Genomic DNA, 25,820 nt, shown 5'->3' with positions numbered 1-25,820 from the left:
CTGTGCGAATGATTCAGCAGTCGGTCGGTGCGGGTTCGCCGCGGAACCTGGCCTCCACGTAGTTCCACGCGTCGGCGAATCCGGCGACCGCCGCGGTCATGTGCTCGGAGATGTCGACGGTGTGGAAGTCCACCGGCGCGCCCGCCCTGCAATACCGGTCGGCGACCTCGGCGACGGGCCCGTAGAAGGTGAGCGTATCGAAGCGGCCTTGCCAGAGGAAGGTCGGCACGGTCGGCACGCCCTCGAAGTGCCGCAAGCTGTTCTCCCGCAGAACCGCTCGCGCCTCGGGGCTGTCCATCAGGCTTCTGGACGCCGCCATCTGCTCCGCGCTGCGGAAGGCGCCGTGGAAGAGCAGGAACCGCCGGCACGCGTCGTGGGTGAATTCCCGGAACCACAAACCGTTCTCGTTGAGCTGGTCGGAGATCGGCAGCCGGTCCGGGTACTCCCGCTCCAGTCCCATGGCGGCGGCGAAGGCCAAGCCGAATCCGGGATGCGGGTCGAAGCCGAGCGCGAGCGCCATCTCCTCGAGGTCGGCGGGGATGCCGCCCGCCACGGCGGCGGCGAGCTTCAGTTCCGGCGCGTAGGTGGGTTGCAGCGCGGCGGCCCACGCGGTGGCCATGCCGCCGCCGGAGTAGCCCGCGATGGCGGCGGGGGAGTCGGACAGACCGAGTTCGGCGACCTTGCGGACGGCCCGCACACTGTCGAGGGTCATCATGCCGCCCAGTCGCGCGGCGCCGTACGCGGAGGTGGGACCCAGATAGTCGGGCAGCGAGATGGCCCATCCGCGTCCGATGGGCAGCATCGCGCCGACCGCGTCCTGCAACTCGCCGTTGAACAGCGACCGCGAGGGATTGCATTGGGTGCCGAGGGAATTGATCAGCGCCTGGTAGGAGACCAGCGGCGGATTCTTCACCCCGATCGGCAGCAGCACCGTCGTGACGCCCATGACGGGCTTGCCCTGGGAGTTGGTGGAGCGGAAGGCGACTTGCCAGCCCTCGGTTCCCACATACGGGCCGGTGTCGATCCTGCGCGTACGCACGACGTCGCCGGGCGCGAGGTCCGCCAGGTGGGACGGCGCGTTGAAGAACAGGTCGGGATCGGGGGTGGGATAAAGCGGCTGGGCCGTAGCTGGCAGGCCCAGCAGGCCGAGCGAGACGATGCTCACCAGCAAGATCGCAATCCGGAATGGAACTCTGGACACGGGTTTCCTTCGAAAGTCAGCCGTCACCGTCCCACCGCGCCGCGGCGTCGGTGTTTCGGACGGACCGGCACTACACGGAGAGCCGCAGCGAACCACGTTCACTGCGGTACAGAGCAGAAGGAACCGCCGCTGCGGCGACCCTCGAGCCGATCGCGGCGACTGGCGCACCTCCTTCGACTCCGGGACCGCCGGTAGCCGCGAAGGCGGCACCATCCGCTGCGAAGATAGCGCCCCATCGATCGCGGTGCCGCACCGGATCAGGCGAACCGGACAAGTCACAATGCCGATGGTTTGCCATTCAACCAGATCACTATGGGAGGTGGCCTGCAGGCCGTCCACCGAGCCGCCGTCGCCTCGCGCGGATCAGGCGAAGCTGAGCACGGTCCGATCGCCCAGCGGACGTTCCAAGTCGACGACCACCACGCCGTACTCGCGCTTCTGCTCCGGGTTCGCGCCCTGGCACGGCGGCATCCCGCGATGCAGGCCGCGGATCAGCCGCACGCTCACCCGGTCGGCCGATTCCTCCACGCGCGCGGTGAAGCCGATGCTCGGGCAGCCGACCGGGCCCGGGATGTGGATCGCGAGCTTGTCCGTACCGTCTTCGATGTCGTACTCGGAGAAGGGCATCGCCGAACTGGGTTCCAGGTCCGGGGCATGCGGGATGACGATCATCGTTCCGCCCGCGTATCCGCGGGGGCCCGGTTCGGCGCGCGTCCCGGCCGCCGCTCCCGCGGCCTGCTCGGGCGCGGACGGGGCCGCCTGCTGCCCGCACGCGGTCAGCGCTCCGAACGCGAGGGCGGCGACGAGCGCCGTGCTCCTCCTGAGCATTGCCATCTACCCACCTTCACACAGGTGGCTGGAGGTGCGGCGGAAGTGCGGCGGTGTGGCACGGGCTCGCATCGCCGCGTCCGTGACGTAAGCGTGCTTTTGTGTGCACCGTCACACGGACCTCGCACTGTGCTTAGGTTGTGCCCATTCCTGCTGTCAATAATTGGGCACATTGCTCAATCAAATTGCCCAAGGTTGTGCGTTCAGATTATCGAGGACACGATATCGGCAACAAGTGCTCAACGAGGTAGGCGCCGGATCGGCGCCGTGTGGACGGGTGGATCTGTATGACCGAGCTCGCTGACCGCGACCTGATCGCAGCTTCCTACGACCTCGCCGACCGTTACCGCGTCGGCTCGGACACCGTGGTGCTCACCGGCGTCCAGGCCATCGCGCGACAATTGGTCGAGCAGCACGTCCGTGATCTCCGAGCGGGCCGGCGGGTCGGCACGTTCGTCTCCGGGTACCAGGGCAGTCCGCTCGGCGGCGTCGACAAGATGCTGTCCGGAATGCCGGATGTCCTCGCTGAGCACGACATCGCTTTCGTTCCGGGGCTGAACGAGGAACTGGCCGCGACCTCCGTCTGGGGGAGTCAGGCGGATCTGCCCGCGGGCACCGCGACACACGACGGCGTCGTCGGTGTCTGGTACGGCAAAGGCCCAGGCCTGGACCGCGCGACCGATGCCCTTCGCCACGCCAACATGTACGGCGCGAATCCGCGCGGCGGCGTCCTGTTGCTGGTCGGCGACGATCCGGCGGCGAAGTCCTCCACTGTGCCCGCGGTGAGCGAGCGCTCGCTGGCGGCGATGAACATTCCCGTGCTGTTCCCGCGCAACGCGCGCGAGATCATCACCATGGGCCTGCACGGGGTCGCCCTGTCCCGCGCCTCGGGCTGCCTCGTGGCACTGAAGATCGTCGCCGACGTAGCCGACGGCGCCTGGACGGTCGACGGCTCGGTCGGAGACATCGACATCGTCGTGCCCGAGATCGACTGGGACGGCCGGCCTTTCCGCTACCGGCAGCGTCCGATGGGCGCGCCCGCCGACAGCCTGCTCGCCGAGGCGGATCTCTACGGTCCCCGTTGGGAACTGGTGCGGGCCTACAGCACCCGCAACGGGCTGGACGTGATCGAGGTCGACCCGGCCCGCGCCACGATCGGGATCGCCGCCACGGGCACCACCTTCGACGCGGTCCGCCAAGCGCTGATCGACCTCGGCGCGGACGACGACGCGCTCCGGGAGGCGGGCATCCGGCTGCTGCGCATCGGGATGCCGTATCCGGTCGCGCCCGAACGCGTCCGCGAGTTCGCCACCGGCCTCACCCGGCTGATCGTCGTCGAGGACAAGACGGCCTTCATCGAGACCCAGATTCGAGACATTCTGTACGGCGTCCCGGCCGCCCCCGAGATCGTCGGCAAGCGCGACGGCGCGGGCCGCCCGCTGTTCGGCACCGATGGCGAACTCACCTCCGGGCGCATCGCCGCACCGCTGCGCCGCGTGCTCGACGGGCACGTCGAGATGAAACGCCCGCTGCCGCAACCGCTGTCGCTGTCGGTGCTGCCCGCCAAGCGCACGGCCTACTTCTGCAGCGGTTGTCCGCACAATCGATCCACCGCAGTGCCGGAAGGGTCGCTGGCGGGCGGCGGGATCGGCTGCCACACCTTGGTGACCATGTCCGGGCGCACGGACAGCAAGGTCACCGGATTGACCCAGATGGGCGGCGAGGGCTCGCAATGGATCGGTCAGGCCCCGTTCACCGATGTGCCGCACCTGTTCCAGAACATCGGCGACGGCACGTATTTCCACTCCGGTCAGCTCGCCGTGCAGGCGTGCGTGGCCGCCGGGGTGAACATCACCTTCAAGCTGCTGCACAACGACGTCGTCGCGATGACCGGCGCGCAGCACGCCGAAGGCGCCCTCACGGTGCCGATGCTCACCCACAAGCTCTCGATCGAGGGTGTCCGGCGCATCATCGTCTGCGCCGACGAGCCCGAGCGTTACCGCAAACGCGATCTCGCTCCTGGCACCCTGCTGTGGCATCGGGACCGTCTCGATGAAGCGCAGCGCGCCCTGCGCGAGGTGCCCGGCGTCACGGTGCTGATCTACGACCAGCACTGTGCGGCCGACGCGCGGCGGCAGCGCAAGCGCGGCACCCTGCCGGTGCGCCGCACCCGGGTGGTCATCAACGAGGCGGTGTGCGAGGGCTGCGGTGATTGCGGCGTCCGGAGCAATTGCCTGTCGGTGCAGCCGGTGGACACCGAGTTCGGCCGCAAGACCAGGATCGATCAGACCTCGTGCAACACCGACTACAGCTGCCTGGACGGCGACTGCCCGTCGTTCGTCACGGTCGAGCTGCCCGACCCTGCCGAGCGCGAGCGGCGCGAGGAAGTTCGCCGCGAGCAGCCTCCGCGGCTGCCGGACCTGGCGCACGAACCGCCGACGACCACGCAGAACGTCTTCCTCGCTGGCATCGGAGGCACCGGCATCGTCACCGTGAACCAGGTACTGGCCACCGCCGCGATGCGGGCCGGGTACGAGGTGGCGAGCCTGGACCAGATCGGCATGAGCCAGAAGGCAGGTCCCGTGGTCTCGCACCTGCGGTTCGCCGTGGACGCGCTGGAGCCGGCCAACCGGCTGGCCCCGGCCTCGGCCGACTGTCTCGTGGCTTTCGACCTGCTGACCGCCACCGACACCAAGAACCTGGCTTACGGGTCCGCCGCGACGACCGTGTCGGTGGCCTCCACCAGCAGGACTCCGACCGGGGACATGGTCTACGACAAGTCGGTCGGCCATCCCGACGAGGCGATGCTGCTGGAGCGGTTGGCGAAAGTGTCGCGGTCGGTGCGGTCCTTCGACGCGCTCGCCGCCGCGCAAGCCCTCTTCGGCAACACCGCCGCCGCGAACTTCCTGCTGGTCGGAGCCGCTTACCAGAGCGGAGGACTGCGGCTGCCGCGCACCGCGATCGAGGAGGCGATCGAGATCAACGGCGTGGCCGTGGACGCCAACCTCGCGGCCTTCCGCTGGGGACGGGTCGCGATCGCGCGGCCGGAGGAGTTCGCCGCCGCGACCGCTCGTCGCGTGGCCGGACCCGCCTCACCCGCGGCGCCCGCGGACCTGTTCGACGGGCTGACCGCCACCGGCGAGACGCGGCGGCTGGTGGCGCTGCGGGCGACCGAGCTGATCGGTTTCCAGAGCGTGGCGGTGGCCCGCGACTACGTGCGCACGATGCAACGCATTTGGGACGCGGAGCGGCGGGTCACCGACAGCACCGCGTTCAGCGAACAGGTGGCGCGCGGGCTGTACAAGTTCACGGCCTACAAAGACGAGTACGAGGTGGCCCGACGACTCACCGATCCGGCGTTCCTGGCCGAGGTCGCCGCACAGGTGCCCGACGGGGCGAACCTCACCTACCGGCTGCACCCGCCGATCCTGCGCGCGATGGGCCGGGAGAAGAAGATCGGGATGCGGCCGGGCAGTCACTTCGCCCTCCGTCTGCTGGCCAAGGGCAAGCGGTTGCGCGGCACCAAGTTCGACCCGTTCGGTTACGCGCACGTGCGCCGGGTGGAACGCGAACTGCTCGCGCACTACACCGCGATGGTGACCGACCTCGCCGACACGCTGGAGCTGGCCGGCTACGACCGCGCGGTGCGTGCGGCGTCCCTCGCCGACGTGGTGCGCGGCTACGAGGACGTCAAGCTCGCCAACGTCGCGGTCTACGCCGAGCGGTTGCGGGAACTCGGTATCGAGCCGCCGCGCTGCTAGCGGCTCGCGGTGTAATTGGTCACCCTGCCGATCCACCGGATGAAATCCGCCGCGTCCTCGTTGCTGCCGTGCCCGGCGTCCCAGTACATCGCGGCGTCGACGTCGTCGCCCAGATTCTCGAGGCTCGCGGCGAGATTGCCCACGATGGTCAGCGACGTGTCGGTGTCCTTGGTGCCGACCCGGATCCACCAATGCTCGGCCCGCGCCGGGTTCTTCTGTCCGATGAAGGGCATGGGATTCATCATTGTGATCTTCTCGGGCAGGTCGCCGTCCAGCTGCGCGCCGGGGTCGCCGGTGGCGCGCCGCAGGCTGTACAGGGTGAAATGCCTGGCCTTGGTGGTTCCCACCCCGAACTCGTTGTTCTCTCCGGAGGACAGGTCGAAAGCGTCGAACGCGGGCACGCCCTTCTTCCGCTCTCCCACGTGCGCGAGGAAGTCCGGCCAAGGGAACTCCGCCCGATCGCCCGCCCACGTGATCCAAGGGTTGGCCGCCAGGTAGCTGGAGCGGTCGGCGTCGGGCAGTGCGGTCAGGTACGCGGTTGCCGCCGGTTCGAGGTAGGTCCGCACGAGGTAGCGGCCGTAGTTGTCGGCCGTGATGGGTCCGAATCCGTCTTTGCCCTGGAGCCCGAGCGACGCTTGGTAGCCGGTGAACGCCGCACTCAGGTCTCGCGACGCGGTCGCGTCGAGTTCCCCGGAGCGCAGGGGATTGGCGCCCCAATTCCATTCGTAGGCCATATCGGCGTGTTCGAGATCGGTGATGGGGCAGTAGGGCGCGGCGGCGAAGACGGCGTCGCTGGCTTCCGCCGCGCCGAGATCGGCGAGGTACCGGTGGTACATACCGCTGTCCGCGGAAGCCCCGAGCAGGGCGGCCAGCGCACCTCCCGCGCTGACTCCGGTGGCCACGATCCGATCGGTGTTTCCCGGCACGCGGCCGGAGTTGTGGCGCAGGTATCGGACCGCGGCCTTCAGATCCACGATGGCGGCGGGCGCGACGCCGTAGTACGTGCCGTCGGGACCGACGAGGTCCCGCCCGCGAGCGCCGGACTCGACGACGACGTAGCCGGCGGCCAGCGCGAGGTCTTGGTTCCTGGTCCGCTCGCCGCCGTCGCCCGGCTCGTCGCCCGTCACGGAGGACGACAGGTAGCCGCCGACGGAGTTGCTGAAAAGGATGGGAGCCGCGCTCGCGTCGACGGCCGTTCCGTCGATCTCGACGGGCACGCTGATGTTCAAGCTCTGATACGCCTTGTCAACCGGTTTCGCGACATAGACAACGCTCTCGTAGAAGCGATAGGCGACTTCCTTGTCGCGCTCGAAGGTGGCGACGGTCTTCGTCTGTTCCGTGAACGCGTCGGGATCGAAGGCCAACTCGGCCTTCGCGCTGCCGTCCGGCCCGCCGCAGGCGGCGGCGAACATCGACACGGCCACCGCCGCGGCACATCCCTCGAGCATCGCTCTGCGTCGCACAGCTATCTCCTTCGCGTTCGTGGCGAACCACGGGCGTCACGGGCCGCAACGGGAAGAACTCAGCCATCTTCTGGCTACCGTACCGGGGAAGGTGCACGAGGGAGGGCAACCGGACGGAGGGCGCGATTCGATCGACCGCGCCGAAGCCGCTGCCCGGCATCGGAGCAGGCGTCGGTTTCGCGGGCGGCAGCCGAGCGGATCATCCGCGATGACGAGCCCGGCAAAGAAATAACCCGGGCCAGTCGGTGTGAACCGTCTGACCCGGGCTTCCAGTAGCGGGGACAGGATTTGAACCTGCGGCCTCTGGGTTATGAGCCCAGCGAGCTACCGAGCTGCTCCACCCCGCGTCGTAAGGACAACACTACACAGGGTGGAGCGAATAACCGAATCGTGCTGGTGGAGCGGGGTGCGCGGGGGTGGTTCAGCCGAACTCGATGCCCTGGGCGAGGGGAAGTTCGGTGGAATAGTTGACCGTGTTGGTGGCTCGGCGCATATAGGCCTTCCAGGAGTCCGAGCCGGATTCGCGTCCGCCGCCGGTCTGCTTCTCACCGCCGAAGGCGCCGCCGATCTCGGCGCCGGAGGTGCCGATGTTGACGTTTGCGATTCCGCAATCGGATCCGTCGGCGGCGAGGAAGCGTTCGGCCTCGCGCTGGTCGGTGGTGAAGATCGCGGACGAAAGGCCTTGTGGCACTTCGTTGTGCAGCGCGATCGCGCGATCGAAGTCGTCGTAGGCGAGAACGTAGAGGATCGGCGCGAACGTCTCCTCCCGGACCACCGCGGTCTGGGCGGGCATGCGCACGATGGCGGGGCGCACGTAGTAGGCGTCGTCGCCGAACCCCTCGACGCGTTCGCCGCCGCAGACCAGTTCGCCGCCGTCGGTCACCGCCTTGTCCAGCGCGGCACGCATCCCGGTGTAGGCCTTCCCATCGATCAGCGGCCCGACCAGCACCCCGTCGTCGAGCGGATTGCCGACCGACAGTTGCCGGTAGGCCCGCTCCAACCGGTCCACCAGCGATCCGGCCACGTCACGGTGCACGATCAACCGCCGCAGCGTGGTGCACCGCTGCCCGGCTGTGCCCGCCGCGGCGAACACGATGGCCCGCGCCGCGAGGTCCAGGTCGGCCGACGCGGTGACGATCGCGCCGTTGTTGCCGCCCAGCTCCAGCAGGCAGCGTCCGAGCCGCTCGGCCACCCGTGGCGCCACCAGCCGGCCCATCCGCACCGAGCCGGTCGCGCTCACCAGCGCCACCCGTTCGTCGTCGACCAGCCGGGAGCCCACGTCGCGTGCGCCCTGGATCACCTGATGCACTTCGGGATCCGCGCCCACCTCCTCGGCCGCGCGCCGCAGCAGCGCGTGACAGGCCAGCGCCGTCAGCGGGGTCGTCTCCGACGGCTTCCACACCACGGTGTCGCCGCAAACCAGCGCGATCGCGGTGTTCCACGCCCAGACCGCGACCGGGAAGTTGAACGCCGAGATCACCCCGACCACGCCGAGCGGATGCCAGGTCTCCATCAACCGGTGGCCCGGACGTTCCGAGGGCATGGTGTGGCCGTACAACTGCCGGGACAGGCCGACGGCGAATTCGCAGATGTCGATCATCTCCTGCACTTCACCCGCCGCCTCGGCGGGGATCTTGCCCGCCTCCAGCGTCACCAGCTCGGCCAAGTCGCGCTTGTGGGCGGTGAGCAGCTGCCCGAGCCTGCGCACGACCCCGGCCCGGACGGGCGCGGGAACGCTGCGCCAGGCCCGGAAGGCGGTGGCGGCCCGTCCGATCGCGTCATCCACTTCCTCGAGCGAGCTGGACCGCAGGGTCGTCAACTGCCCTCCGGTGATGGGAGTTCGTGCGGGCAGGTCACCGGGCTCCGGTGGTCGCGCGCCCAATTCGCGCAGCACCGCCTCCGCGCGGGCGGCCAGCTGTCGGGTGGTCCGGTCATCGAGTACATCGGTCATCTGTTGTTCCGCCGTACCTTTCGGCCGCGTCGCGGCGTGTATGTCCCACATGGCGGGAGGATGGAGGGGAGGTTTCGGACACGAGCCGCGCTGCCTGAGTTAGCCTTCGCTGATGGCGGATACACCGGCAAGACCCGTACTCGATGACATCGATCGCCTGCTGATTCGTGAACTGATGGCCGATGGACGGGCCACCCTGTCGAACCTGGCCGAAAAGGCGAGTCTGTCGGTGTCCGCGGTGCAGTCACGGGTCCGCCGACTAGAGGCGCGCGGTGTGATCCGCGGGTACACCGCGCATGTCGATCCCGAAGCGCTCGGTCAACTGCTGTCGGCATTCGTCGCGATCACTCCTCTCGACCCGTCGCAACCCGATGACGCGCCCGCTGTGCTGCAGCACATCCCCGGCATCGAGGCGTGCCACTCGGTGGCAGGCGAGGAGAGCTACGTCCTGCTGGTGCGGGTGGCGTCCCCGCGGCACCTCGAACAGTTGCTCCAAGAGATCAGAGCCACCGCCAACGTGCGTACCCGGAGCACCATCATCTTGCAGACATTCTATGACAGGTAGCGATTTCGCGGAATTAATCCGTTTCGCTGTAGAGGTTCCGTAAATTTTTACGTACCCTCGGGGCGTGACCATCGAACTGGAACGCACCCGCCCGGCGGTCACCCCCGCCGCCCGGGTCCATGAGATCTTGTCGGTGAGCATCCTGGCCGACGGCTTCGACTTGGTACTCGACCTCAACCGTTCCCGCGGCTGCCGCCTCGTCGACGAACGCGACGGCAGCCCCTACCTCGACATGTTCGGTTTCTTCGCCTCCAACGCGCTGGGCATGAACCATCCCGCCCTCGCCGACGACGCGCAGTTCCGTGCCGAGCTCACCGCCGCGGCATTGAACAAGCCGAGCAACTCCGATATCTACACCGTGGAGATGGCCCGCTTCGTCGAGACGTTCGTGCGGGTGCTCGGTGATCCGCGGCTACCGCACCTGTTCTTCATCGACGGCGGCGGCCTCGCGGTGGAGAACGCCCTCAAGGTCGCGTTCGACTGGAAGAGCAGGCACAACGAATCCCACGGCCGCGCACCGGAACTCGGCACCAAGGTGCTGCATCTGACCGGCGCGTTCCACGGCCGCACCGGCTACACCATGTCGCTCACCAACACCGATCCGGTGAAGACCGCGCGTTTCCCCAAGTTCGACTGGCCCCGCATCAAGTCGCCCTATCTCACCGACGCCTTCGACGTCGAGGAGGCGGAGGCGTGCGCGCTCACCCAGGCGCGGCGCGCGTTCGAGGAAAACCCGCACGACATAGCGTGTTTCATCGCCGAGCCGATTCAGGGCGAGGGCGGCGACCGGCATCTGCGCCCCCAGTTCCTGCAAGCGATGCAGCGGCTGTGTCAGGACAACGATGCGCTTTTCGTGCTGGACGAGGTGCAGACCGGAGTCGGCATGACCGGAACCGCCTGGGCCTACCAGCAACTCGGCCTGGAGCCGGACGTCGTCGCTTTCGGTAAGCGCACCCAGGTCTGCGGCGTCATGGCGGGTGGGCGCGTGGACGAGGTACCCGACAACGTGTTCGCCGTCAGCTCCCGGCTCAACTCGACCTGGGGTGGCAACCTGGGCGACATGGTGCGCAGCCGGCGCATCCTGGAGGTGCTCGAGCGGGACCAGCTGATCGAGCGGTCCCGGCCGCTGGGTGCGCACCTGCTCGAACGGCTGGGCGCGCTCGCCGCCCGGCACGCCGATGTCAGCGAGCCGCGTGGGCGCGGACTGATGTGCGCGATCACGTTGTCGTCGTCCCGGCTGCGCGACGAGGTGCTCACCGCGCTGCGCGAGCGCGAGCGCGTGCTGATCCTCGGCACCGGCGAGCGGGGCATACGGTTCCGTCCCCCGCTCACGGTCACCGGCCCCGAGCTGGACGAGGCCGTCGACGCGCTGGATCGGGTGCTGACCAGCATCGAATAGTCGCGAACGGGATGATCCGGGCATTCCGGTATCCCCGGCGCGGGGTACGCCGAAATCCCGGATCCACCTCCTAGGCTTCCCAGCCATGGCCGATCGTCTTCACCACTCTGCGAGCAGGTGCGGCGCGTGAACCGGCAGCGCACGTATCGATGCTGCGCGCCCCACCTCGTGATCCCTCTCGTCGTGCTCTCGGCGGTGGCGGGCTGCGCCGCCAGTGACGCGGGCACGGTGGGCACCGAGGAAGGCCGGGCGGCCACGACCACCGTGGCCGCACCCACCACCGTCGCGTTCCCACCGCACATGACCGATCTGCTGCCCGGGATGCCGCCCCCGCTCTCACCGAACGACGTGTACGCGGCCAACCGCGAACTCAGCCCCGCCGTGGCCGACCATCGCCCCTTGGTCTACGTGCCCAACAGCCAGTCGAACACGGTCTCGGTGATCGATCCGGACACCTTCCAGGTGATCGACACCTTCCCCGCGGGCGGTTCGGAGCCGCAGCATGTCGTCCCCTCCTACGACATGCAGACGCTCTACGTCACCAACGACCTGCCGTTGGGCGGCGGCAGCCTGCTGCCGATCGATCCGCGGACGGGGAGGCCGGGCGAACCCTTCCCCGTGCGCGATCCGTACAACATGTACTACACCCCGGACGGCCGGTACGCGCTCGTCGTCGCCGAGGCGGACAAGTCGCTGGACTTCTACGACCCGCGGACCTGGCAGAAGATGCACGCTTTGGCGGTCCCCGACTGCGCGGGCGTCGACCACATGGACTTCACCGCCGACGGCCGTTTCGCCCTCGCGTCGTGCGAATTCATCGGCCGGATGCTGGCTTTCGACGTGGCCGAGCGCAGGATCGTCAAGGTGATCGACCTGCCGGGCGGACCCTCGGGCAAGCCGCAGGATGTGAAGCTCTCTCCGGACGGGCACACCTTCTTCGTCGCCGACATGGCCGCCGACGGCATCTACCTCTTCGACGCGCACACCTTCGAGAACACCGGGTTCGTGCCGACCGGTAAGGGAACCCACGGGCTCTACGTCACCCGCGACTCCACGCGGATGCTCATCACCAACCGGCACGAAGGCAGCATCTCGGTGTGGGATTTCGCGGCGAACGGGCTGGTGTACAAGTGGTTCGTGCCCGCGGGCGGCAGTCCCGACATGGGCAATATCTCCGCGGACGGGCGTGTTTTCTGGGCGTCCGGCCGCCACCACGGCGAGGTGTACGCCATCGACATCGTCAATTGGACGCTGCTGGCGCGCATTCCCGTCGGCAAGGGGCCGCACGGGCTCACCATCTGGCCGCAACCAGGACGCTATTCCACCGGGCACACCGGTGTCATGCGCTGACCTCGTCCGTCTTTCGGTGCGCCTTTCGCGCGAGTAGAGCGCGCCGGACACGCCGGTCCGTGGTCAAGCGACGACCGGCCGCAGCCCCAAACCGCCTTCGACGAAACGGCGGACGGAAGCCAGTCCCGCGTCCAGGGCGGTTTCGTAGGCGGGGCGAGCCCATCCGGTCACGTTCGCGGTGCCGTCGCCCATCGGCGTCACCGCGATCTCGGCCACCAGCTCGGCCGTCGTCGGTTCGCACACCGCCCAGGAGAAACACGTCTCCTCCGCCCAGCCGGCACTGCGCCGGGCGACGTAGTCCGGCTCGGTGATCCCGCCCGCGGCCAGAGCGGGACGGTCATCGATCCGGTCGTCGGCACGCAGGGCGCGCAGATACCAGGCACCCGCGTTGATCTCGACCGGCTCCATCAGCATCCGCCCGTTGCGCCGCGCCCGCCACCCGATGAGACCGGCGCCCCCGTGACCGCTCGGTCGAATTCCGCGACGCGCGGCGGCCTCGCTGCGACATGATCGGATGGCCGCGGCGCGAATTTCGCGCCATTCGGGGTGCCGATGCGGATTTCGGGTAGTTCGGTCATGAGGAAGAGGCTAGCGGGAGGTTCTGTCGACATGGGCGAGCTGTGGTTCGGCCACTACCGCCTCGATCGGTTGCTAGGTAGCGGCGGCATGGGCGAGGTCTGGCTCGCGCACGACACCACCGCCGACCGTGCCGTCGCATTGAAGGTTTTGGCCCCCGCGTATGCGGCGGATACGAGATTCCGACAGCGATTCACCAGGGAGGCTCGGCTCGCGGCCCAGGTGCGCGGGCCGCACCTGGTGCCGATCCATTCCTTCGGCGAACTCGACGGTCGCCTCTACATCGATATGGAGTTCATCGAAGGCTGTGACGTGGCCGCGCTGCTGCGGCGCGAGGGGCGACTGGAACCCGAGCGTGCGATCGAGATCGTGGCGCAGACCGCCACCGCGCTCGACGCGGCGCATCGTGCGGGCCTGGTGCACCGCGACGTGAAGCCATCCAACATCATGGTGACCCCCGACGACGCGGTCTACCTGATCGACTTCGGCACCGCGCACCGCAGCGACCAGCCCGCGATCACCGCCACCGGCAATGTGGTAGGCACCCTTGCCTACATGGCGCCGGAGCGGTTCGAGGGGGCGGCGGTGCCCCGGTCCGACCAGTATTCGCTGGCCTGCGTGCTCTACGAGTGCGTCACCGGACGACGACCGTTCGACGACGGCGACCCACCGCGGCTGTTGCGCGCCCACCTCATGCAGACACCACCGCTCGCCTCCACGCTCAACCCCGCCGTGCCGCCGGAGCTGGACGCGGTGATCGCACGCGGAATGGCGAAGGACCCGAGCCGGCGGTTCTCCAGCGCGGGGGAATTGGCCTCGGCCGGGTACGCGGCCGTGACAGGTCGAGACGCGACCACGGTCGAACTCGCGCCTTCGTCGCCGACCTTCGTGCTGCCGCCGCCGCGTGCGACGGCCAGGACCGACGTCTCGTCCGAGGCGCGCACGTCCATCGGACCGCGTCTGGCTCTGGCGGCTTTCGGGACGCTCGTCGTGGCGGTGGCCGGGGCGCTGTGGCTCGGACGGCCGGAAATGGCCGACGCGGGCTCGGCAACCGCTTCGGCTCCGCCTTCCGAACAGGACCACGCGACACAATCGACATTGCCGTCGCACGTCCCGGCCACGCGGGCGCCGGTGCCGATCTCGGCGCCCACCTTGGTCCTGCCCGGCGCCGGGCAGCCGTGTGATCCGGTGGCGGACGTGGACAGTGTCACCGTGGACGGCCTCCTGCTGACCTGTACTCCGCTGGCGACGGGCCGTGCCAGTTGGCTTCCGGCTCCCGGCGGTGTCGCCGTGGGGAACGTCGAGAACGCTCCCGAGCAGCACAGCTCGGGTGGCGACAAGCGTGACCGGGACAAGCCCGGCAATGCGGACCAGGGCAACGGCAGGGACAAAAACAAGCCCAAACCCGGCAAGTAGGCGGGCTTGACGGACTGTCGTCGAGCACACAGTGGTGCGCGACGCGGGGTGCGGTTACGCTCCGAAAGAGGCCACGTTCTTCGGCATTCGCGCGGTGATCTGGTGTTTCCCGGAGTTCCCGCCGCAGGTGGAGGCCGGGTCGACCGGACGTCAACGGTGACTGGAGGTTCGCGATGGGGGAGGTGCGATTCGGGGGTTACCGGCTGGAGCGCTTGCTCGGCAAGGGCGGCATGGGTCAAGTGTGGCTGGCGTACGACACGGTGGCGGCGCGCCGGGTGGCGTTGAAACTCCTGCCCGCCGAACTCGCGGCCGCGGAGGGATACCGCAAGCGCTTCGAGCGCGAAGCCGAAGCGGTGGCGCGGTTGCGCGACCCACACGTGCCGCGCATCCACCGCTTCGGCGAGATCGACGGCCGCCTCTACATCGACATGCAGTTCGTCGAGGGCTCCGACTTGGCGGGCAAGCTGGTGGCCGAGGGCCCCATGCCGCCGGCCGTGGCGGTCGGCATCATCGGACACGTCGCCGCCGCGCTGGACGTCGCGCACCGGGCCGGGCTGGTACACCGCGATGTCAAACCGTCGAACATCGTCGTCCACCCGAGCGGCTTCACCTATCTGATCGACTTCGGCATCGTGCACGGGCTCGGCCGGACGGCCGTGACCACCACCGGCATGGCGATCGGCACCCTCGCGTACATGGCCCCGGAACGGTTCACCGGGGCGGTGGACGGGCGCGCCGACGTCTACTCGCTGGCCTGCGTGCTCTACGAATGCCTCACCGGCTCCCGGCTCTACGGCGACACCGATCCCGCGCAGCAGATGCACGCCCATTTGATGGCGCCTGCCCCACGGGCCGGTGCGGTGCGCGCCGGGGTGCCCGCCGCGCTCGACGCCGTCATCGCCCGCGGTCTGGCCAAGGAGCCGAGTGAAAGATTCCCCACAGCAGGGGAATTCGCCGCGGCCGCCCGCCTCGCGATCGGCGTCGCGGAGCCCCGAGCCGTGCCGCCGCCCTCAGGATCGGGCCGACCGTCCACGAAGCCACTGACCGCCGGGGCGTCCGCAGAGCCTGAGGCCCCATGGGCAAACGCGCATCGTTCCGAGGACCGTGGTCCGGCGAATCCGGCTGCGCGGAGCGATTACTCGCAGCAGTCGGGTCCTCGGCCCGTCGCTCCCCAGGAACCCTCGGATTCGAAGCCGAAGCCGACGCCCGCCCCGACCGAAGTGATGCCGGAGCCAGGTCCGACCCCGACGCTCGTGGCGACGAGGCTCGACTGGCCCCAGGCCGCGGCCCTACCAAACCCTGTTCCCGGACAGCGCGTTCCGAATCCGGCTTCGTCAGTGCACGGACCTGCCCCTCAGCAGCAGGTGCGCGCGGCCAGCGGTTATCCCCTTGTGCGGCAGCCGTATCCAGCCGTCCGGCGCTGGTATCAGAACGGGGTGTACGCCGCTGGAACCGCTTGGCGCGGACAGCAGGGTCGGCAGGGGCGGTTGCTCGCACTGCGGGCACGCGTCCCGTCACCCCTAGCGCCGCCGTCTCGGCAGAACGGCGCGCCGGCGCGAAAGGTCTTTCCAGCGGTCCAACCTCCGGGGTATTCCTCGATCGCGCAACGGCGTCCCCGCAGCCCGGTCCCGCGTCGGCGGCCGCGACGCCGCCGAAGTCTCCTGTCGAAGATGATCAGCGCGCTGATCGTCGTGTTCCTCGCGCCGTTCGCGTTCGCGGCCGGCTGCGTCGCCTTGATCGCGGCGGGTACCAGGACCGGCGACTCCGGCTCACCCGCGCCCACGTCGCCGCCCTCGGCAGTAGCGGTGGAGCATCCGGGACCGGGCCGGGACGAGCCCCTGCCCGACGCGGCAGCCGTAGCGCCGGTGGGCAGTGCCGTGCGCGACGGCAAATTCGAGTTCGTCGTGACGAAGGTCGACACGGGCGTTTCCCGAATCGGACTGCAAACGGCCGCGGGCTCGTTCCTGATCGTCACGCTGGACGTTCGCAATATCTCCGACGAGACGAAGTGGTTCCTGCCCCTGGGCCAGCGCCTCGTGGACGAGCAGAACACGCCCTTCGACCACAACGCCACCGCAACCATGTGGCAGAACACCCAGCAGCGCCTCGGCTACTCTTTCGAGCTGCGTCCGGGCCAGTCCGCCACCACGAAACTCGTTTTCGACCTGCCCCCGTCCGCCACGCCCGACCACCTCGAACTCCACGACTTCGTCCTGTCGAACGGCGTCCGGGTCCACCTGGGCTGAGTCGCCGAACGGAAAGTCAGGTCAGACGGCCGGGAGGACCGCGGAGAGCGCGTCTAGGACGGCTCGACGGCCGATCTGGAGAGCCGCGGCCAGCAGGGTGGTGTCGCGGGCGGCGCTGTCGATGTCGGGAGAGCCGGGCGGCGGGTGGATCTGGAGGACGGACTCGCCCAGTGCGGCGAGCGCCCGGTCCTCGATGTCCTGCTGGCCGGGGCGCTCGATCCAGGCCCGGTACGCGCCCGGGGCCACGGCGCGCAGATAGCCGCCGCCGACGATCTGATGCAGCCGCGAAGCGGGCGGGCGCCGCTCGTCCACCCGCCGGGTACGCAGGACCAAGGCGTGCGTTGCGCCCGCCTGGACCGCGGTGCGGATCGGCACCGTCTCGGAGAGACCGCCGTCGAAGTAGGCCGAGGCCCCCAGAACGACCGGCGGCCCGGCCAGAAGGGGCAGGCCCGCCGACGCCCGCAGCGCGCGCATGAGCGTGCGCTTGTCGGTGATGTGCGGATGCAGGTCGACCGCCTGCCCGGTCCGGATGTCGGTGGCGATCGGATGGAACGTCGTGGAGTTGGCCAGGATCGCGTCGAAATCCATCGGTTCGATGCCGTCGTACACCTGGTGCACGAGATACCGCAGATCGAACGCGGGACGTCCGCGCAGGAGACGGGCCGGGTCGATGGCCCGGCGCATGATCGTCGGATCGGTCCACGAACGCATGCCGGGGATCGCGCGCCCGCACAGCAGCCAGGCGCCGTTGATCGCGCCCGCCGACGTGCCGTAGACCGCGTCGAACACCCCTGCGAGGCCGAGTTCCTCCAGTGCGGACACCATGCCGCTGGAGTACACCCCACGGCTGCCGCCGCCCTCCACCACCAGCGCCAGGCGGTGACCGTCGGCGCGGCCGCCGGTGGCGCGGCGCGCGCGGATCACCTCCGCGACGGGGGAGACGCTTGTCGAGCTGGTCACCGGATCACGATACGACACCCTGGTGTGCGGATCCGGTCCGGCGGAGGCAGCTCGCATGACGACGGAGGGACCGCCGCGTGAACAGCGAGAGCGGGCACGGACCTCGTCGTCCTGTGCCCGCTCCGCGACGCTTTACCGCCAGGTGCTACTTGATCTCCGCGAGAACCGTTCCCTGGGTGATCGCCGCGCCCGCCTCGACAGACAGGCCGGTGACGACGCCGGCTTTGTGGGCGTTGACCGGGTTCTCCATCTTCATGGCCTCGAGTACCACGATCAGATCGCCCGCCTCGACCGTCTGGCCCTCTTCGACGGCGACCTTGACGACGGTACCCTGCATGGGAGCGGTGACCGCGTCACCGGAGGCCGCGCCGCCGCCCGCGCCGCCACGCTTGCGCGGCTTGGGCTTCTTGCGGATCACACCCGCGCCGTTGCCCGCCGCGCCGGCCGCACCGGCCCCGACGGTGAAGTTACCGGGCAGCGACACCTCGACCCGGCGTCCACCGACCTCGACGACGACCTTCTGCCGCGGCAGGTCCTCGTCCTCGTCGTCCGGGGCGCCCGCGCCCGCGAACGGCTCGACGGTGTTGACCCACTCGTTCTCGATCCACTTGGTGTAGACGTCGAACTTCTCGCCGTCACCGATGAACGCCGGGTCCTCGACGATCGCCCGGTGGAACGGGATGACCGTGGCCAGGCCGTCGACCTCGTACTCGGCCAGTGCGCGCCGCGCCCGCTCCAGCGCCTGGGTGCGGTTCTCGCCGGTGACGATGAGCTTGGCCAGCATCGAGTCGAACTGTCCGCCGATCACGCTGCCGGCCACCACGCCGGAGTCCACGCGCACGCCGGGGCCGGTGGGCTCCTTGTACACGGTGACCGGGCCGGGGGCGGGCAGGAAGCCGCGGCCGGCGTCCTCGCCGTTGATGCGAAACTCGAAGGAGTGACCGCGCGGCGTCGGGTCCTCGGTGATTTCCAGCTTCTCGCCGTTGGCGATGCGGAACTGCTGGCGCACCAGGTCGATGCCCGCGGTCTCCTCGGTGACCGGGTGCTCCACCTGCAGACGGGTGTTCACCTCGAGGAAGGAGACCGTTTCGCCCTGTACCAGGTACTCGACGGTGCCCGCGCCGTAGTAGCCGGCTTCCTTGCAGATGGCCTTGGCGGAGGCGTGAATCTTCGCGCGGACCTCGTCGGACAGGAACGGCGCGGGGGCCTCCTCGACGAGCTTCTGGAAGCGCCGCTGCAGCGAGCAGTCGCGGGTGCCCGCGACGATGACGTTGCCGTGCTTGTCGGCGATGACCTGCGCCTCGACGTGGCGGGCCTTGTCCAGGTACTGCTCGACGAAGCACTCGCCACGACCGAACGCCGCGGTCGCCTCACGCACGGCCGAGTCGTACAGCTCCGGGATCTCCTCGATGGAGTGCGCGACCTTCATGCCGCGTCCGCCGCCGCCGAAGGCCGCCTTGATGGCCACCGGCACGCCGTAGGTCTTCGCGAACTCGACGACCTCGTTCGCGTCCTTGACCGGGTCCTTGGTGCCCGCGGCCATCGGCGCTTTCGCGCGCTCGGCGATGTGCCGCGCGGTGACCTTGTCACCGAGGTCGCGGATGGACTGGGGGGAGGGGCCGATCCAGATCAGCCCGGCGTCGATGACGGCCTGGGCGAAGTCGGCGTTCTCGGACAGGAAGCCGTAGCCGGGGTGGATGGCGTCGGCGCCGGACTTGGCCGCGGCGTCGAGGATCTTGTCGAACACCAGGTACGACTCGGCCGAGGTCTGCCCACCCAGGGCGAAGGCCTCGTCGGCGAGCTTGACGAACGGAGCGTCGGCGTCCGGCTCGGCGTAGACCGCGACGCTGCCGATACCGGCGTCCTTGGCCGCCCGGATAACGCGCACGGCGATCTCGCCTCGGTTAGCTACGAGTACCTTCGTGATCCGCGCGCTGGCATGGCTGGGCACTGAGCCTCCTGTGTGCATTCTTCTGGTCGCTTCGCCGGGGATGGTCGCTGCGTGGGCTCCGCTCCCGTAATCGACAAACTTACGTCTCGGGCGAGTGTAGGCAGTCTGCCAACAGACGCCGAACTCGGCTAGACCTACTCAACAGTAGGTCGCAGATCACAACGTACGCGATCTGTGTTTGGGACCGCACCCCGACTACCTGCTCCGGGTGCGCCGGGTACCACCGCGCGCTGGCACCTCGCCGGGGTCGTACCCCTTGGCGATGGGCATCCGCACCGAGTTGCCCCACTCGGTCCAGGAACCGTCGTAGTTGCGCACGCCATGGCGCCCGAGCAAATAGGTCAGGACGAACCAGCTGTGACTGGATCGCACGCCGACTCGACTGTAGACCATCACGGCCTCCGCGCCGGTCAACGCGCTATAGACCGCGTCGAGTTCGTCCCGCGCACGGAAGCGTCCGTCGGCGGTGAGCGCCTCGTTCCACGGGACGTTCGACGCGCTGGGAATGTGGCCGCCGCGCAGCGCCGCGTCCTCGGGATCGGCCGGCTCCATGGTGCGCGCGCCGGAGTACTCCTCGGGCGAGCGCACGTCGATCACCGGTTTGCCGAGGTGGGCGAGCACGTCCTCCCGGAAGGCCCGGAAGGTGCCGTCGTCGCGGCGTACGGCCGGGTAGGCGCTGCGCACCGGATAGTCCGGTTCGAAAGTCGTGTCGCGCCCCTCGGAGATCCACGCCGCGCGCCCGCCGTCGAGCAGCCGCACGTCCTCGTGCCCGAACAGGGTGAACACCCACGCCGCGTGCGCCGCCTGCGCGTTGCTCCGGTCCCCGTAGATCACGACCGTGTCGTCACGTTCTATCCCTTTGGCGCGCATGAGTTCGGTGAAGCGGGTTCCGTCGATATAGTCGCGCGTGACCGGATCGTTCAGATCGCTTCGCCAATCCAGTTTGGTGGCGCCCGGAACGTGCCCGATGTCGTAGAGCAGCGTGTCCTCGTTGGCCTCGATGATCTTGAGTCCCCGCGCGCCTATGTTTGCCGACAGCCACTCCGTGGTTACTAGTCGGTGAGGATGTGCGTAGAGACCGAGCGAGGGATGAGGGTCCGGGGCGACGGGCACGGTGTCGGTTCCTTCACGCATGGGTGGACGGCGGTGGCAGCGGTTCGAGGTCTCACAGCGATGGTAGGTGTGAGGCGTTAGTGACTGTCGTTTCAGATCACAAATCGGATGAGGGCCGAATAAAGGGCACCTACATCCGATAAAGTCTCCCGGGAGGAGGGGTGAGCTATGTCCGATTCTTGGCCGCGGCGGCGACTGCTCGCGATCCTACGTGGCGCCAGCGAGCCTCTCGACGCCCAGGAACTGGCCAGAATCACCGGACAGCACGTCACGACGGTTCGTTTCCATCTCGACGTGCTCACCAGGGAATCCCTCGTCCGGCAGTTCCAGCAGCCGCCGCGCGGTCGCGGACGTCCGCGCATCGGGTACAGCGCGGTGCAGCGATCGGTCGGCTACCAGGATCTGGCGCAGGTGCTCGCCGATCAGCTCGGCCCTGATCCGCGGCGCAGATCCGAGGCCGCGATCGCGGCGGGCCGTGCCTGGGGCACCAGACTCGACGTCGGTGACCACCGGGTCGAGTCGCTGGAGGACGCCAAAGACCTCACGATGACGTTGATGTCGGAACTGGGTTTCGCGCCCGAGCGCGATCCGTCCCCGGAGGCCGAGGGGAAGGTGCTGATCCGGTTGACGGCGTGTCCGCTGCGCGAGCTCGCGCGGACGCACTCCGAGGTGGTGTGCGGTGTGCACCTGGGTCTGCTCGAAGAGGTGCTCGACCGGGGCGGCGCGCGCGGCGCGATCGACGTGCGGATGCATCCTTTCGTCGAGCCGGAACTGTGCGTGGCCCGACTGGAACTCATCGCCGCGCAGCGCGAGGCGACCGCCGGGACGGCCAGGCTCGACGAAAGGACGGTGCCCGCGGGCGGTGACGCCGAGTCCGTGTCCGCGCCGCCCTCAGGCCGTGTGGCCCCACAGTTGCGTAACGCTGATCCCAACATCGCCAAGCAGTCGGCGCAGCAGTGGTAGCCCGATGCCGATGACGCTGGACGGGTCACCATCGATGCGGTCGACGAACCAGCCGCCGAGCCCGTCGAGGGTGAACGCGCCAGCCACCTGGAGCGGCTCTCCGGTCGCGATGTAGGCGTCCAGTTCGTCCGGCTCCGGCTTGGCGAAATGCACGGTGGTGCTGCTGCAGTCGACCGCCTCGGCGGTGATCTGCCCGTCGCGCATCCGCACCACGCAGTGACCGGTGACGAGATCAGCGCTGCGCCCGGCCATGTCACCCCACCGAGCGCGGGCGACCTCCGGTGTGTGCGGCTTGCCCTGCAACTCGCCGTCGACGAGCAGCATGGAATCGCAGGCGACCACAACGCAATCGGCGGCGAACTCCGGGATCTCGGCGACCACGGCGGCCGCTTTGGCACGCGCGAGTTCCACCACGACCACCTGGGGTGGCGTGCCCTCGGGGAGGGCGGCGGCGACCGCGTCCTCGTCCACGGCGGAGACCCGGACGATCGGGTCGATGCCCGCCGAACGGAGCACCTCCCGGCGGGCCGGGGACGCGGAAGCCAGGATCAGCCGCGTCACCCGCGCAGGTGGGACAGCTGCGGGAATGCGTACGGGGAGAACGGCGACGCGCCGCGATGCATCAGCGTGGGACGGCCCCACATGTCGGGCGGGCCCGCGGGGCCGGTCTGCGCGGTGCCGTTCGCGGCCGCGGACAGCACGCACACCAGCGCGGCGAGTTCCTCGTCGGTGGGCGAGCCCTTCACGACGCGGAAGAACGGTTCAGCGGTGGCCTCGGCGGGTAGCGCGGCCGCGTTCGAGGTGGGCGCACCTACCTCGTCCGTGATCGGGTCGACTGTGAGATCCAGTTCGACGGCGCTCAACACATCTTCTTCTGCCACGGTCGTCACAGTGCCAGGTCCTCTCTTCGCCTCGAATCAGGTGAACTGATCAGGCTGTTCCCGTTTTCCGACAAGCTATGGATGAAGCGATCATCCTCGGATTCACTCGTTGCGTCTTTGCAACAAGGCGGTACACGCCAGGGTAAGTGCTACCGAGTCCGACGCCACCCTTTGTGCGCGGCCTATCGAGCGTATCGCTCGATCACAGCGGGATGTTGCCGTGTTTCTTCGGCGGAAGGGTCACCATCTTGCGTTCGAGCAGTCGCAGCGCGGACACGATCTGGCCGCGGGTGTGCGACGGCGGGATCACCGCGTCCACGTAGCCGCGCTCGGCGGCGACGTACGGGTTCACGAGCGTGTCCTCGTACTCGTTCTGGAGCTCGAGCCGCAGCGCATCGACGTCTTGGCCGTCTTTGGCGGCCTGCTGCAGCTGCTTGCGGTAGACGAATCCGACAGCGCCCGAAGCGCCCATGACCGCGATCTGAGCAGTCGGCCACGCGAGGTTCACATCGGCGCCCATGTGCTTGGAACCCATGACGTCGTAGGCGCCGCCGTAGGCCTTGCGGGTGATGATCGTGATTTTGCCCACAGTGGCCTCACCGTAGGCGTAGAGCAGCTTCGCGCCGCGCCGGATGATGCCGTTGTACTCCTGCCCGGTGCCGGGCAGGAACCCGGGCACGTCGACCAGGGTGATGATCGGGACGTTGAACGCGTCGCAGGTGCGCACGAAGCGCGCGGCCTTCTCCGAGGCGTCGATGTCCAGGCAGCCCGCGAACTGGGTGGGCTGGTTGGCCACGATGCCGACGCTGCGGCCGTCGATCCGGCCGAAGCCGACGATGACGTTCATCGCGCGCTCGGCCTGCACCTCCAGGAACTCGTCGTCGTCGAGCAGGCGACGAATGACCTCGTGCATGTCGTAGGGCTGGTTCGGCGAGTCCGGGATGATCGAGTCCAGCTCGAGATCCTCCTCGGTGAGCGAGTCCTCGATCGCGCCCGGAATCGGGTCGGTGGCAGGGAACCGCGGCGCCTCGGCGCGGTTGTTGCTCGGCAGGTAGGACAGCAGATCCTTGACGTAGTCCAGCGCGTCCTGCTCGCCGGAGGCGACGTAGTGCGCGACGCCGGACTTGGTCATGTGCGTGTGCGCGCCGCCCAGGTCCTCCATGGTGACGTCCTCGCCGGTGACCGTCTTGATGACGTCCGGGCCGGTGACGAACATCTGGCTGGTGCCGTCGACCATCACGACGAAGTCGGTCAGTGCGGGGGAGTACACGTGCCCACCGGCGGCCGGGCCCATGATCAGCGAGATCTGCGGGATCACGCCCGAGGCCTGGATGTTGCGGTGGAAGATCTCGCCGTAGAGGCCGAGGGAGACCACGCCCTCCTGGATGCGCGCGCCCGCGCCCTCGTTGATGCCGATCAACGGGCGGCCGGTCTTCAGAGCCAGGTCCATCACCTTGACGATCTTCTCGCCGTAGACCTCGCCGAGACTGCCACCGAACACCGTGACGTCCTGGCTGAAGATGCAGACGTCGCGGCCGTCGATGGTGCCGTACCCGGTCACCACGCCGTCGCCGAGCGGGCGGTTGTTCTCCAGCCCGAAGTTCACGCTGCGATGGCGGGCCAGGGCGTCGAGTTCCACGAAGGAGCCTTCGTCCAGCAGGGCGAGGATGCGCTCGCGGGCGGTCATCTTGCCCTTCGCGTGCACCTTGTCGACCGCGGCCTCACCCATCGGGTGCTTGGCCTCTTCCAGCCGATTCCGCAGGTCAGCCAGCTTCCCGGCGGTGGTGTGGATATCGGGGTCGCCCGCCGGACCTGATGCGGGCTGCTGCTGGACACTCGTCATGGCATCGGAGTGTAACCAGTACCAGCCATTTCCTTCTAACCAAGTCCGGGCTACCCATGAGTAGAAAACCGCAGCTAGATCATATTTCCGACGCAAACTTCCTGGTCGGTAGCCGGGTTGACGGGGCGGAAAACAAGTATCGTTCACGGGCGGGTTCCGGATAGCCTCGAGGCGACGGATTTTCGAGCTCAGGGGAGGAGCCCGTCATGTGGGAATGGGGTAGGGCCTTCGCCGAGTACGCCGCCGCGGCGGCCCCCGAGTACGCCGCCGCGGCGGCCCCCGAGTACGCCGCCGCGGCGGCCCCCGAGTACGCCGCCGCGGCGGCGTGGACGCGGACCGCCGAGACGGCGCCGAAGTACGGCGAGCCCGAGTACTGGGCCGAGACTGCCGAAGCCGAGGGGGAGGGCGGCGACCGTGCGGGCATGGCGTCGTCCGACCCGATCGTATTCGAATACGACCTGGCCGGTTAGCGCTCCGGCGGCGAGTAGCCTGCCGGTGTGCAGAGGCCACCCTTGGATGCAGAGCAATTGCGGCGCGGTGCCGCCGAGTCGCCCGAGCTGTCGTTCTTCTCCCGGATCGACGTGGTGGAGTCGACCGGGTCCACGAACGCGGACCTGATCGCCCGGGCGGCCGATCCGGGCGCCGACCACGTGGTTCTCCTGGCCGAGACCCAGGTGCAAGGGCGCGGCAGGCACGCGCGCACCTGGGTCAGCCCGCCCCGGGCGCAGCTGGCGATGTCGCTGCTGGTGCGGTTGCCCGGGATCGGTCCGGCCTCGCTCGCCTGGCTGGCGCTGCTGACCGGCGTCGCCGTGGTGGACGCGCTGCGGACGACGGCGAGTGTGGCCGCGGAGTTGAAGTGGCCCAACGATGTGCTGATCGAGGGCCGCAAGGTGGCGGGCATCCTGGCCGAGGTCGCGTCGAACGCGGGTGGCGCGCCCGCCGTCGTGATCGGGCTCGGGCTCAACGTGAGTCTCACCGAAGAAGAACTGCCGGTGCCGCACGCCACTTCATTGACCATCGCGGGCGCGCGCGAGACCGATCGCACGGTGCTCGTGCGATCGGTGCTGACGGAGTTCGCCCGCCGCTTCACCTCGTGGCGCGACGCGGACTGGGCGACCGACGAGCTGGCCGCCGCCTACCGGGAACGGTGCGCGACGATCGGCACCGAAGTGCGCGCCGAGCTGCCCGGGGGACGGACGCTGACCGGCGTCGCCGAAGGCGTCGACGACTACGGCCGCCTGCTCATCGGCGACCAAGCGGTGTCCGCGGGCGACGTGACGCACCTGCGCGCCCAGTACTGACCCGGTTCGCTCGGCGGCGCGGCACGACCGCGCCTCCTCCGGATCGCCCGTT

20 protein-coding genes and 1 tRNA gene are annotated in these 25,820 nt (G+C 69.0%); 9 read left to right on the top strand and 12 right to left on the bottom strand.

Features of this window, described 5'->3' with window-relative positions:
• Positions 1 to 13 precede the first annotated feature (13 nt).
• Complete coding sequence (locus K8O92_03060; protein ID UAK35404.1) at positions 14 to 1,171, bottom strand: lipase family protein; 1,158 nt, start codon at positions 1,169 to 1,171, stop codon at positions 14 to 16.
• A 393-nt stretch (positions 1,172 to 1,564) separates the two neighbouring features.
• Positions 1,565 to 2,035, bottom strand: coding sequence for a hypothetical protein (locus K8O92_03055; GenBank protein ID UAK33000.1), 471 nt, complete (start codon positions 2,033 to 2,035; stop codon positions 1,565 to 1,567).
• Between the two features lie 281 nt (positions 2,036 to 2,316).
• On the opposite strand from K8O92_03055, the gene K8O92_03050 reads away from it, so the two are divergent.
• Positions 2,317 to 5,790: an indolepyruvate ferredoxin oxidoreductase family protein gene (locus K8O92_03050; protein ID UAK32999.1), complete on the top strand. Its 3,474-nt coding sequence runs from the start codon at positions 2,317 to 2,319 to the stop codon at positions 5,788 to 5,790.
• On the opposite strand, the gene K8O92_03045 is transcribed toward K8O92_03050, so the two are convergent.
• From K8O92_03045 to K8O92_03035, 3 genes are all read right to left on the bottom strand, one after another.
• The gene (locus K8O92_03045; protein ID UAK35403.1) at positions 5,787 to 7,238 is read right to left on the bottom strand and encodes a Tat pathway signal sequence domain protein; all 1,452 of its coding nucleotides are present in this window, start codon (positions 7,236 to 7,238) and stop codon (positions 5,787 to 5,789) included. The genes K8O92_03050 and K8O92_03045 overlap by 4 nt on opposite strands.
• A 288-nt stretch (positions 7,239 to 7,526) precedes the next feature.
• Positions 7,527 to 7,600, bottom strand: a tRNA-Met gene (locus K8O92_03040).
• Between the two features lie 74 nt (positions 7,601 to 7,674).
• On the bottom strand, positions 7,675 to 9,204 hold the full coding sequence (locus K8O92_03035) for an aldehyde dehydrogenase family protein (GenBank protein ID UAK32998.1): 1,530 nt from the start codon (positions 9,202 to 9,204) through the stop codon (positions 7,675 to 7,677).
• 112 nt (positions 9,205 to 9,316) lie between these two features.
• Between K8O92_03035 and K8O92_03030 the strand changes: the two genes are divergently transcribed.
• The 3 genes from K8O92_03030 to K8O92_03020 all read left to right on the top strand — a co-directional run bounded on the left by K8O92_03030 (position 9,317) and on the right by K8O92_03020 (position 12,518).
• Positions 9,317 to 9,769 (top strand): Lrp/AsnC family transcriptional regulator, encoded by a 453-nt coding sequence (locus K8O92_03030; GenBank protein ID UAK32997.1) that lies wholly within the window; start codon positions 9,317 to 9,319, stop codon positions 9,767 to 9,769.
• A gap of 64 nt (positions 9,770 to 9,833) precedes the next feature.
• A complete protein-coding gene (lat, locus tag K8O92_03025) occupies positions 9,834 to 11,168 on the top strand; it encodes an L-lysine 6-transaminase (GenBank protein UAK32996.1) in 1,335 nt (444 codons plus the stop codon).
• 183 nt (positions 11,169 to 11,351) lie between these two features.
• Positions 11,352 to 12,518 carry a YncE family protein gene (locus tag K8O92_03020; protein UAK35402.1) on the top strand — a complete coding sequence of 389 codons (1,167 nt, stop codon included), beginning with the start codon at positions 11,352 to 11,354 and terminating at the stop codon, positions 12,516 to 12,518.
• 63 nt (positions 12,519 to 12,581) lie between these two features.
• Here K8O92_03020 and K8O92_03015 read toward each other — a convergent pair whose 3' ends face one another.
• Complete coding sequence (locus K8O92_03015; GenBank protein UAK32995.1) at positions 12,582 to 12,926, bottom strand: hypothetical protein; 345 nt, start codon at positions 12,924 to 12,926, stop codon at positions 12,582 to 12,584.
• A gap of 201 nt (positions 12,927 to 13,127) precedes the next feature.
• Between K8O92_03015 and K8O92_03010 the strand changes: the two genes are divergently transcribed.
• Entirely contained in the window at positions 13,128 to 14,510 is a 1,383-nt protein-coding gene (locus K8O92_03010) for a serine/threonine protein kinase (GenBank protein ID UAK32994.1), read from the top strand.
• Positions 14,511 to 14,683: 173 nt separating this feature from the next.
• On the top strand, positions 14,684 to 16,756 hold the full coding sequence (locus K8O92_03005) for a protein kinase (protein UAK32993.1): 2,073 nt from the start codon (positions 14,684 to 14,686) through the stop codon (positions 16,754 to 16,756).
• Between the two features lie 21 nt (positions 16,757 to 16,777).
• Here the strand turns inward: K8O92_03005 and K8O92_03000 are convergent, their stop codons facing one another.
• The 3 genes from K8O92_03000 to K8O92_02990 form a co-directional block, all read right to left on the bottom strand.
• Complete coding sequence (locus K8O92_03000) at positions 16,778 to 17,773, bottom strand: patatin family protein (GenBank protein UAK32992.1); 996 nt, start codon at positions 17,771 to 17,773, stop codon at positions 16,778 to 16,780.
• Between the two features lie 88 nt (positions 17,774 to 17,861).
• Positions 17,862 to 19,667 carry an acetyl/propionyl/methylcrotonyl-CoA carboxylase subunit alpha gene (locus K8O92_02995; protein UAK32991.1) on the bottom strand — a complete coding sequence of 602 codons (1,806 nt, stop codon included), beginning with the start codon at positions 19,665 to 19,667 and terminating at the stop codon, positions 17,862 to 17,864.
• 195 nt (positions 19,668 to 19,862) lie between these two features.
• Positions 19,863 to 20,780 (bottom strand): sulfurtransferase, encoded by a 918-nt coding sequence (locus K8O92_02990; protein ID UAK35401.1) that lies wholly within the window; start codon positions 20,778 to 20,780, stop codon positions 19,863 to 19,865.
• A 168-nt stretch (positions 20,781 to 20,948) separates the two neighbouring features.
• Here K8O92_02990 and K8O92_02985 point away from each other — a divergent pair, with 168 nt between their 5' ends.
• Positions 20,949 to 21,743: a transcriptional regulator gene (locus K8O92_02985; GenBank protein ID UAK32990.1), complete on the top strand. Its 795-nt coding sequence runs from the start codon at positions 20,949 to 20,951 to the stop codon at positions 21,741 to 21,743.
• On the opposite strand, the gene K8O92_02980 is transcribed toward K8O92_02985, so the two are convergent.
• From K8O92_02980 to K8O92_02970, 3 genes are all read right to left on the bottom strand, one after another.
• Positions 21,672 to 22,304 carry a Maf family nucleotide pyrophosphatase gene (locus K8O92_02980; GenBank protein ID UAK32989.1) on the bottom strand — a complete coding sequence of 211 codons (633 nt, stop codon included), beginning with the start codon at positions 22,302 to 22,304 and terminating at the stop codon, positions 21,672 to 21,674. The genes K8O92_02985 and K8O92_02980 overlap by 72 nt on opposite strands.
• Positions 22,301 to 22,633, bottom strand: coding sequence for an acyl-CoA carboxylase subunit epsilon (locus tag K8O92_02975; GenBank protein ID UAK32988.1), 333 nt, complete (start codon positions 22,631 to 22,633; stop codon positions 22,301 to 22,303). Before K8O92_02975 ends, K8O92_02980 begins: the two co-directional genes overlap by 4 nt.
• A 193-nt stretch (positions 22,634 to 22,826) precedes the next feature.
• Positions 22,827 to 24,467: an acyl-CoA carboxylase subunit beta gene (locus tag K8O92_02970; protein ID UAK32987.1), complete on the bottom strand. Its 1,641-nt coding sequence runs from the start codon at positions 24,465 to 24,467 to the stop codon at positions 22,827 to 22,829.
• 206 nt (positions 24,468 to 24,673) lie between these two features.
• On the opposite strand from K8O92_02970, the gene K8O92_02965 reads away from it, so the two are divergent.
• The gene (locus tag K8O92_02965; GenBank protein ID UAK32986.1) at positions 24,674 to 24,937 is read left to right on the top strand and encodes a hypothetical protein; all 264 of its coding nucleotides are present in this window, start codon (positions 24,674 to 24,676) and stop codon (positions 24,935 to 24,937) included.
• 57 nt (positions 24,938 to 24,994) lie between these two features.
• Positions 24,995 to 25,768 carry a biotin--[acetyl-CoA-carboxylase] ligase gene (locus tag K8O92_02960; protein UAK35400.1) on the top strand — a complete coding sequence of 258 codons (774 nt, stop codon included), beginning with the start codon at positions 24,995 to 24,997 and terminating at the stop codon, positions 25,766 to 25,768.
• Positions 25,769 to 25,820: the final 52 nt, after the last annotated feature.

It is taken from the genome of Nocardia asteroides, from assembly GCA_019930625.1.
Lineage (GTDB): Bacteria > Actinomycetota > Actinomycetes > Mycobacteriales > Mycobacteriaceae > Nocardia > Nocardia sputi.
This window is presented reverse-complemented; position numbering and strand designations above follow the sequence as displayed.

Coding starts and splice junctions, on each gene's coding strand:
- K8O92_03055 (UAK33000.1), bottom strand. CDS start 2,035: ATGGCAATGCTCAGGAGGAGCACGGCGCTCGTCGCCGCCCTCGCGTTC.
- K8O92_03050 (UAK32999.1), top strand. CDS start 2,317: ATGACCGAGCTCGCTGACCGCGACCTGATCGCAGCTTCCTACGACCTC.
- K8O92_03045 (UAK35403.1), bottom strand. CDS start 7,238: ATGCTCGAGGGATGTGCCGCGGCGGTGGCCGTGTCGATGTTCGCCGCC.
- K8O92_03035 (UAK32998.1), bottom strand. CDS start 9,204: ATGACCGATGTACTCGATGACCGGACCACCCGACAGCTGGCCGCCCGC.
- K8O92_03030 (UAK32997.1), top strand. CDS start 9,317: ATGGCGGATACACCGGCAAGACCCGTACTCGATGACATCGATCGCCTG.
- K8O92_03015 (UAK32995.1), bottom strand. CDS start 12,926: ATGGAGCCGGTCGAGATCAACGCGGGTGCCTGGTATCTGCGCGCCCTG.
- K8O92_03010 (UAK32994.1), top strand. CDS start 13,128: ATGGGCGAGCTGTGGTTCGGCCACTACCGCCTCGATCGGTTGCTAGGT.
- K8O92_03005 (UAK32993.1), top strand. CDS start 14,684: ATGGGGGAGGTGCGATTCGGGGGTTACCGGCTGGAGCGCTTGCTCGGC.
- K8O92_03000 (UAK32992.1), bottom strand. CDS start 17,773: ATGCGAGCTGCCTCCGCCGGACCGGATCCGCACACCAGGGTGTCGTAT.
- K8O92_02985 (UAK32990.1), top strand. CDS start 20,949: ATGTCCGATTCTTGGCCGCGGCGGCGACTGCTCGCGATCCTACGTGGC.
- K8O92_02970 (UAK32987.1), bottom strand. CDS start 24,467: ATGACGAGTGTCCAGCAGCAGCCCGCATCAGGTCCGGCGGGCGACCCC.
- K8O92_02965 (UAK32986.1), top strand. CDS start 24,674: ATGTGGGAATGGGGTAGGGCCTTCGCCGAGTACGCCGCCGCGGCGGCC.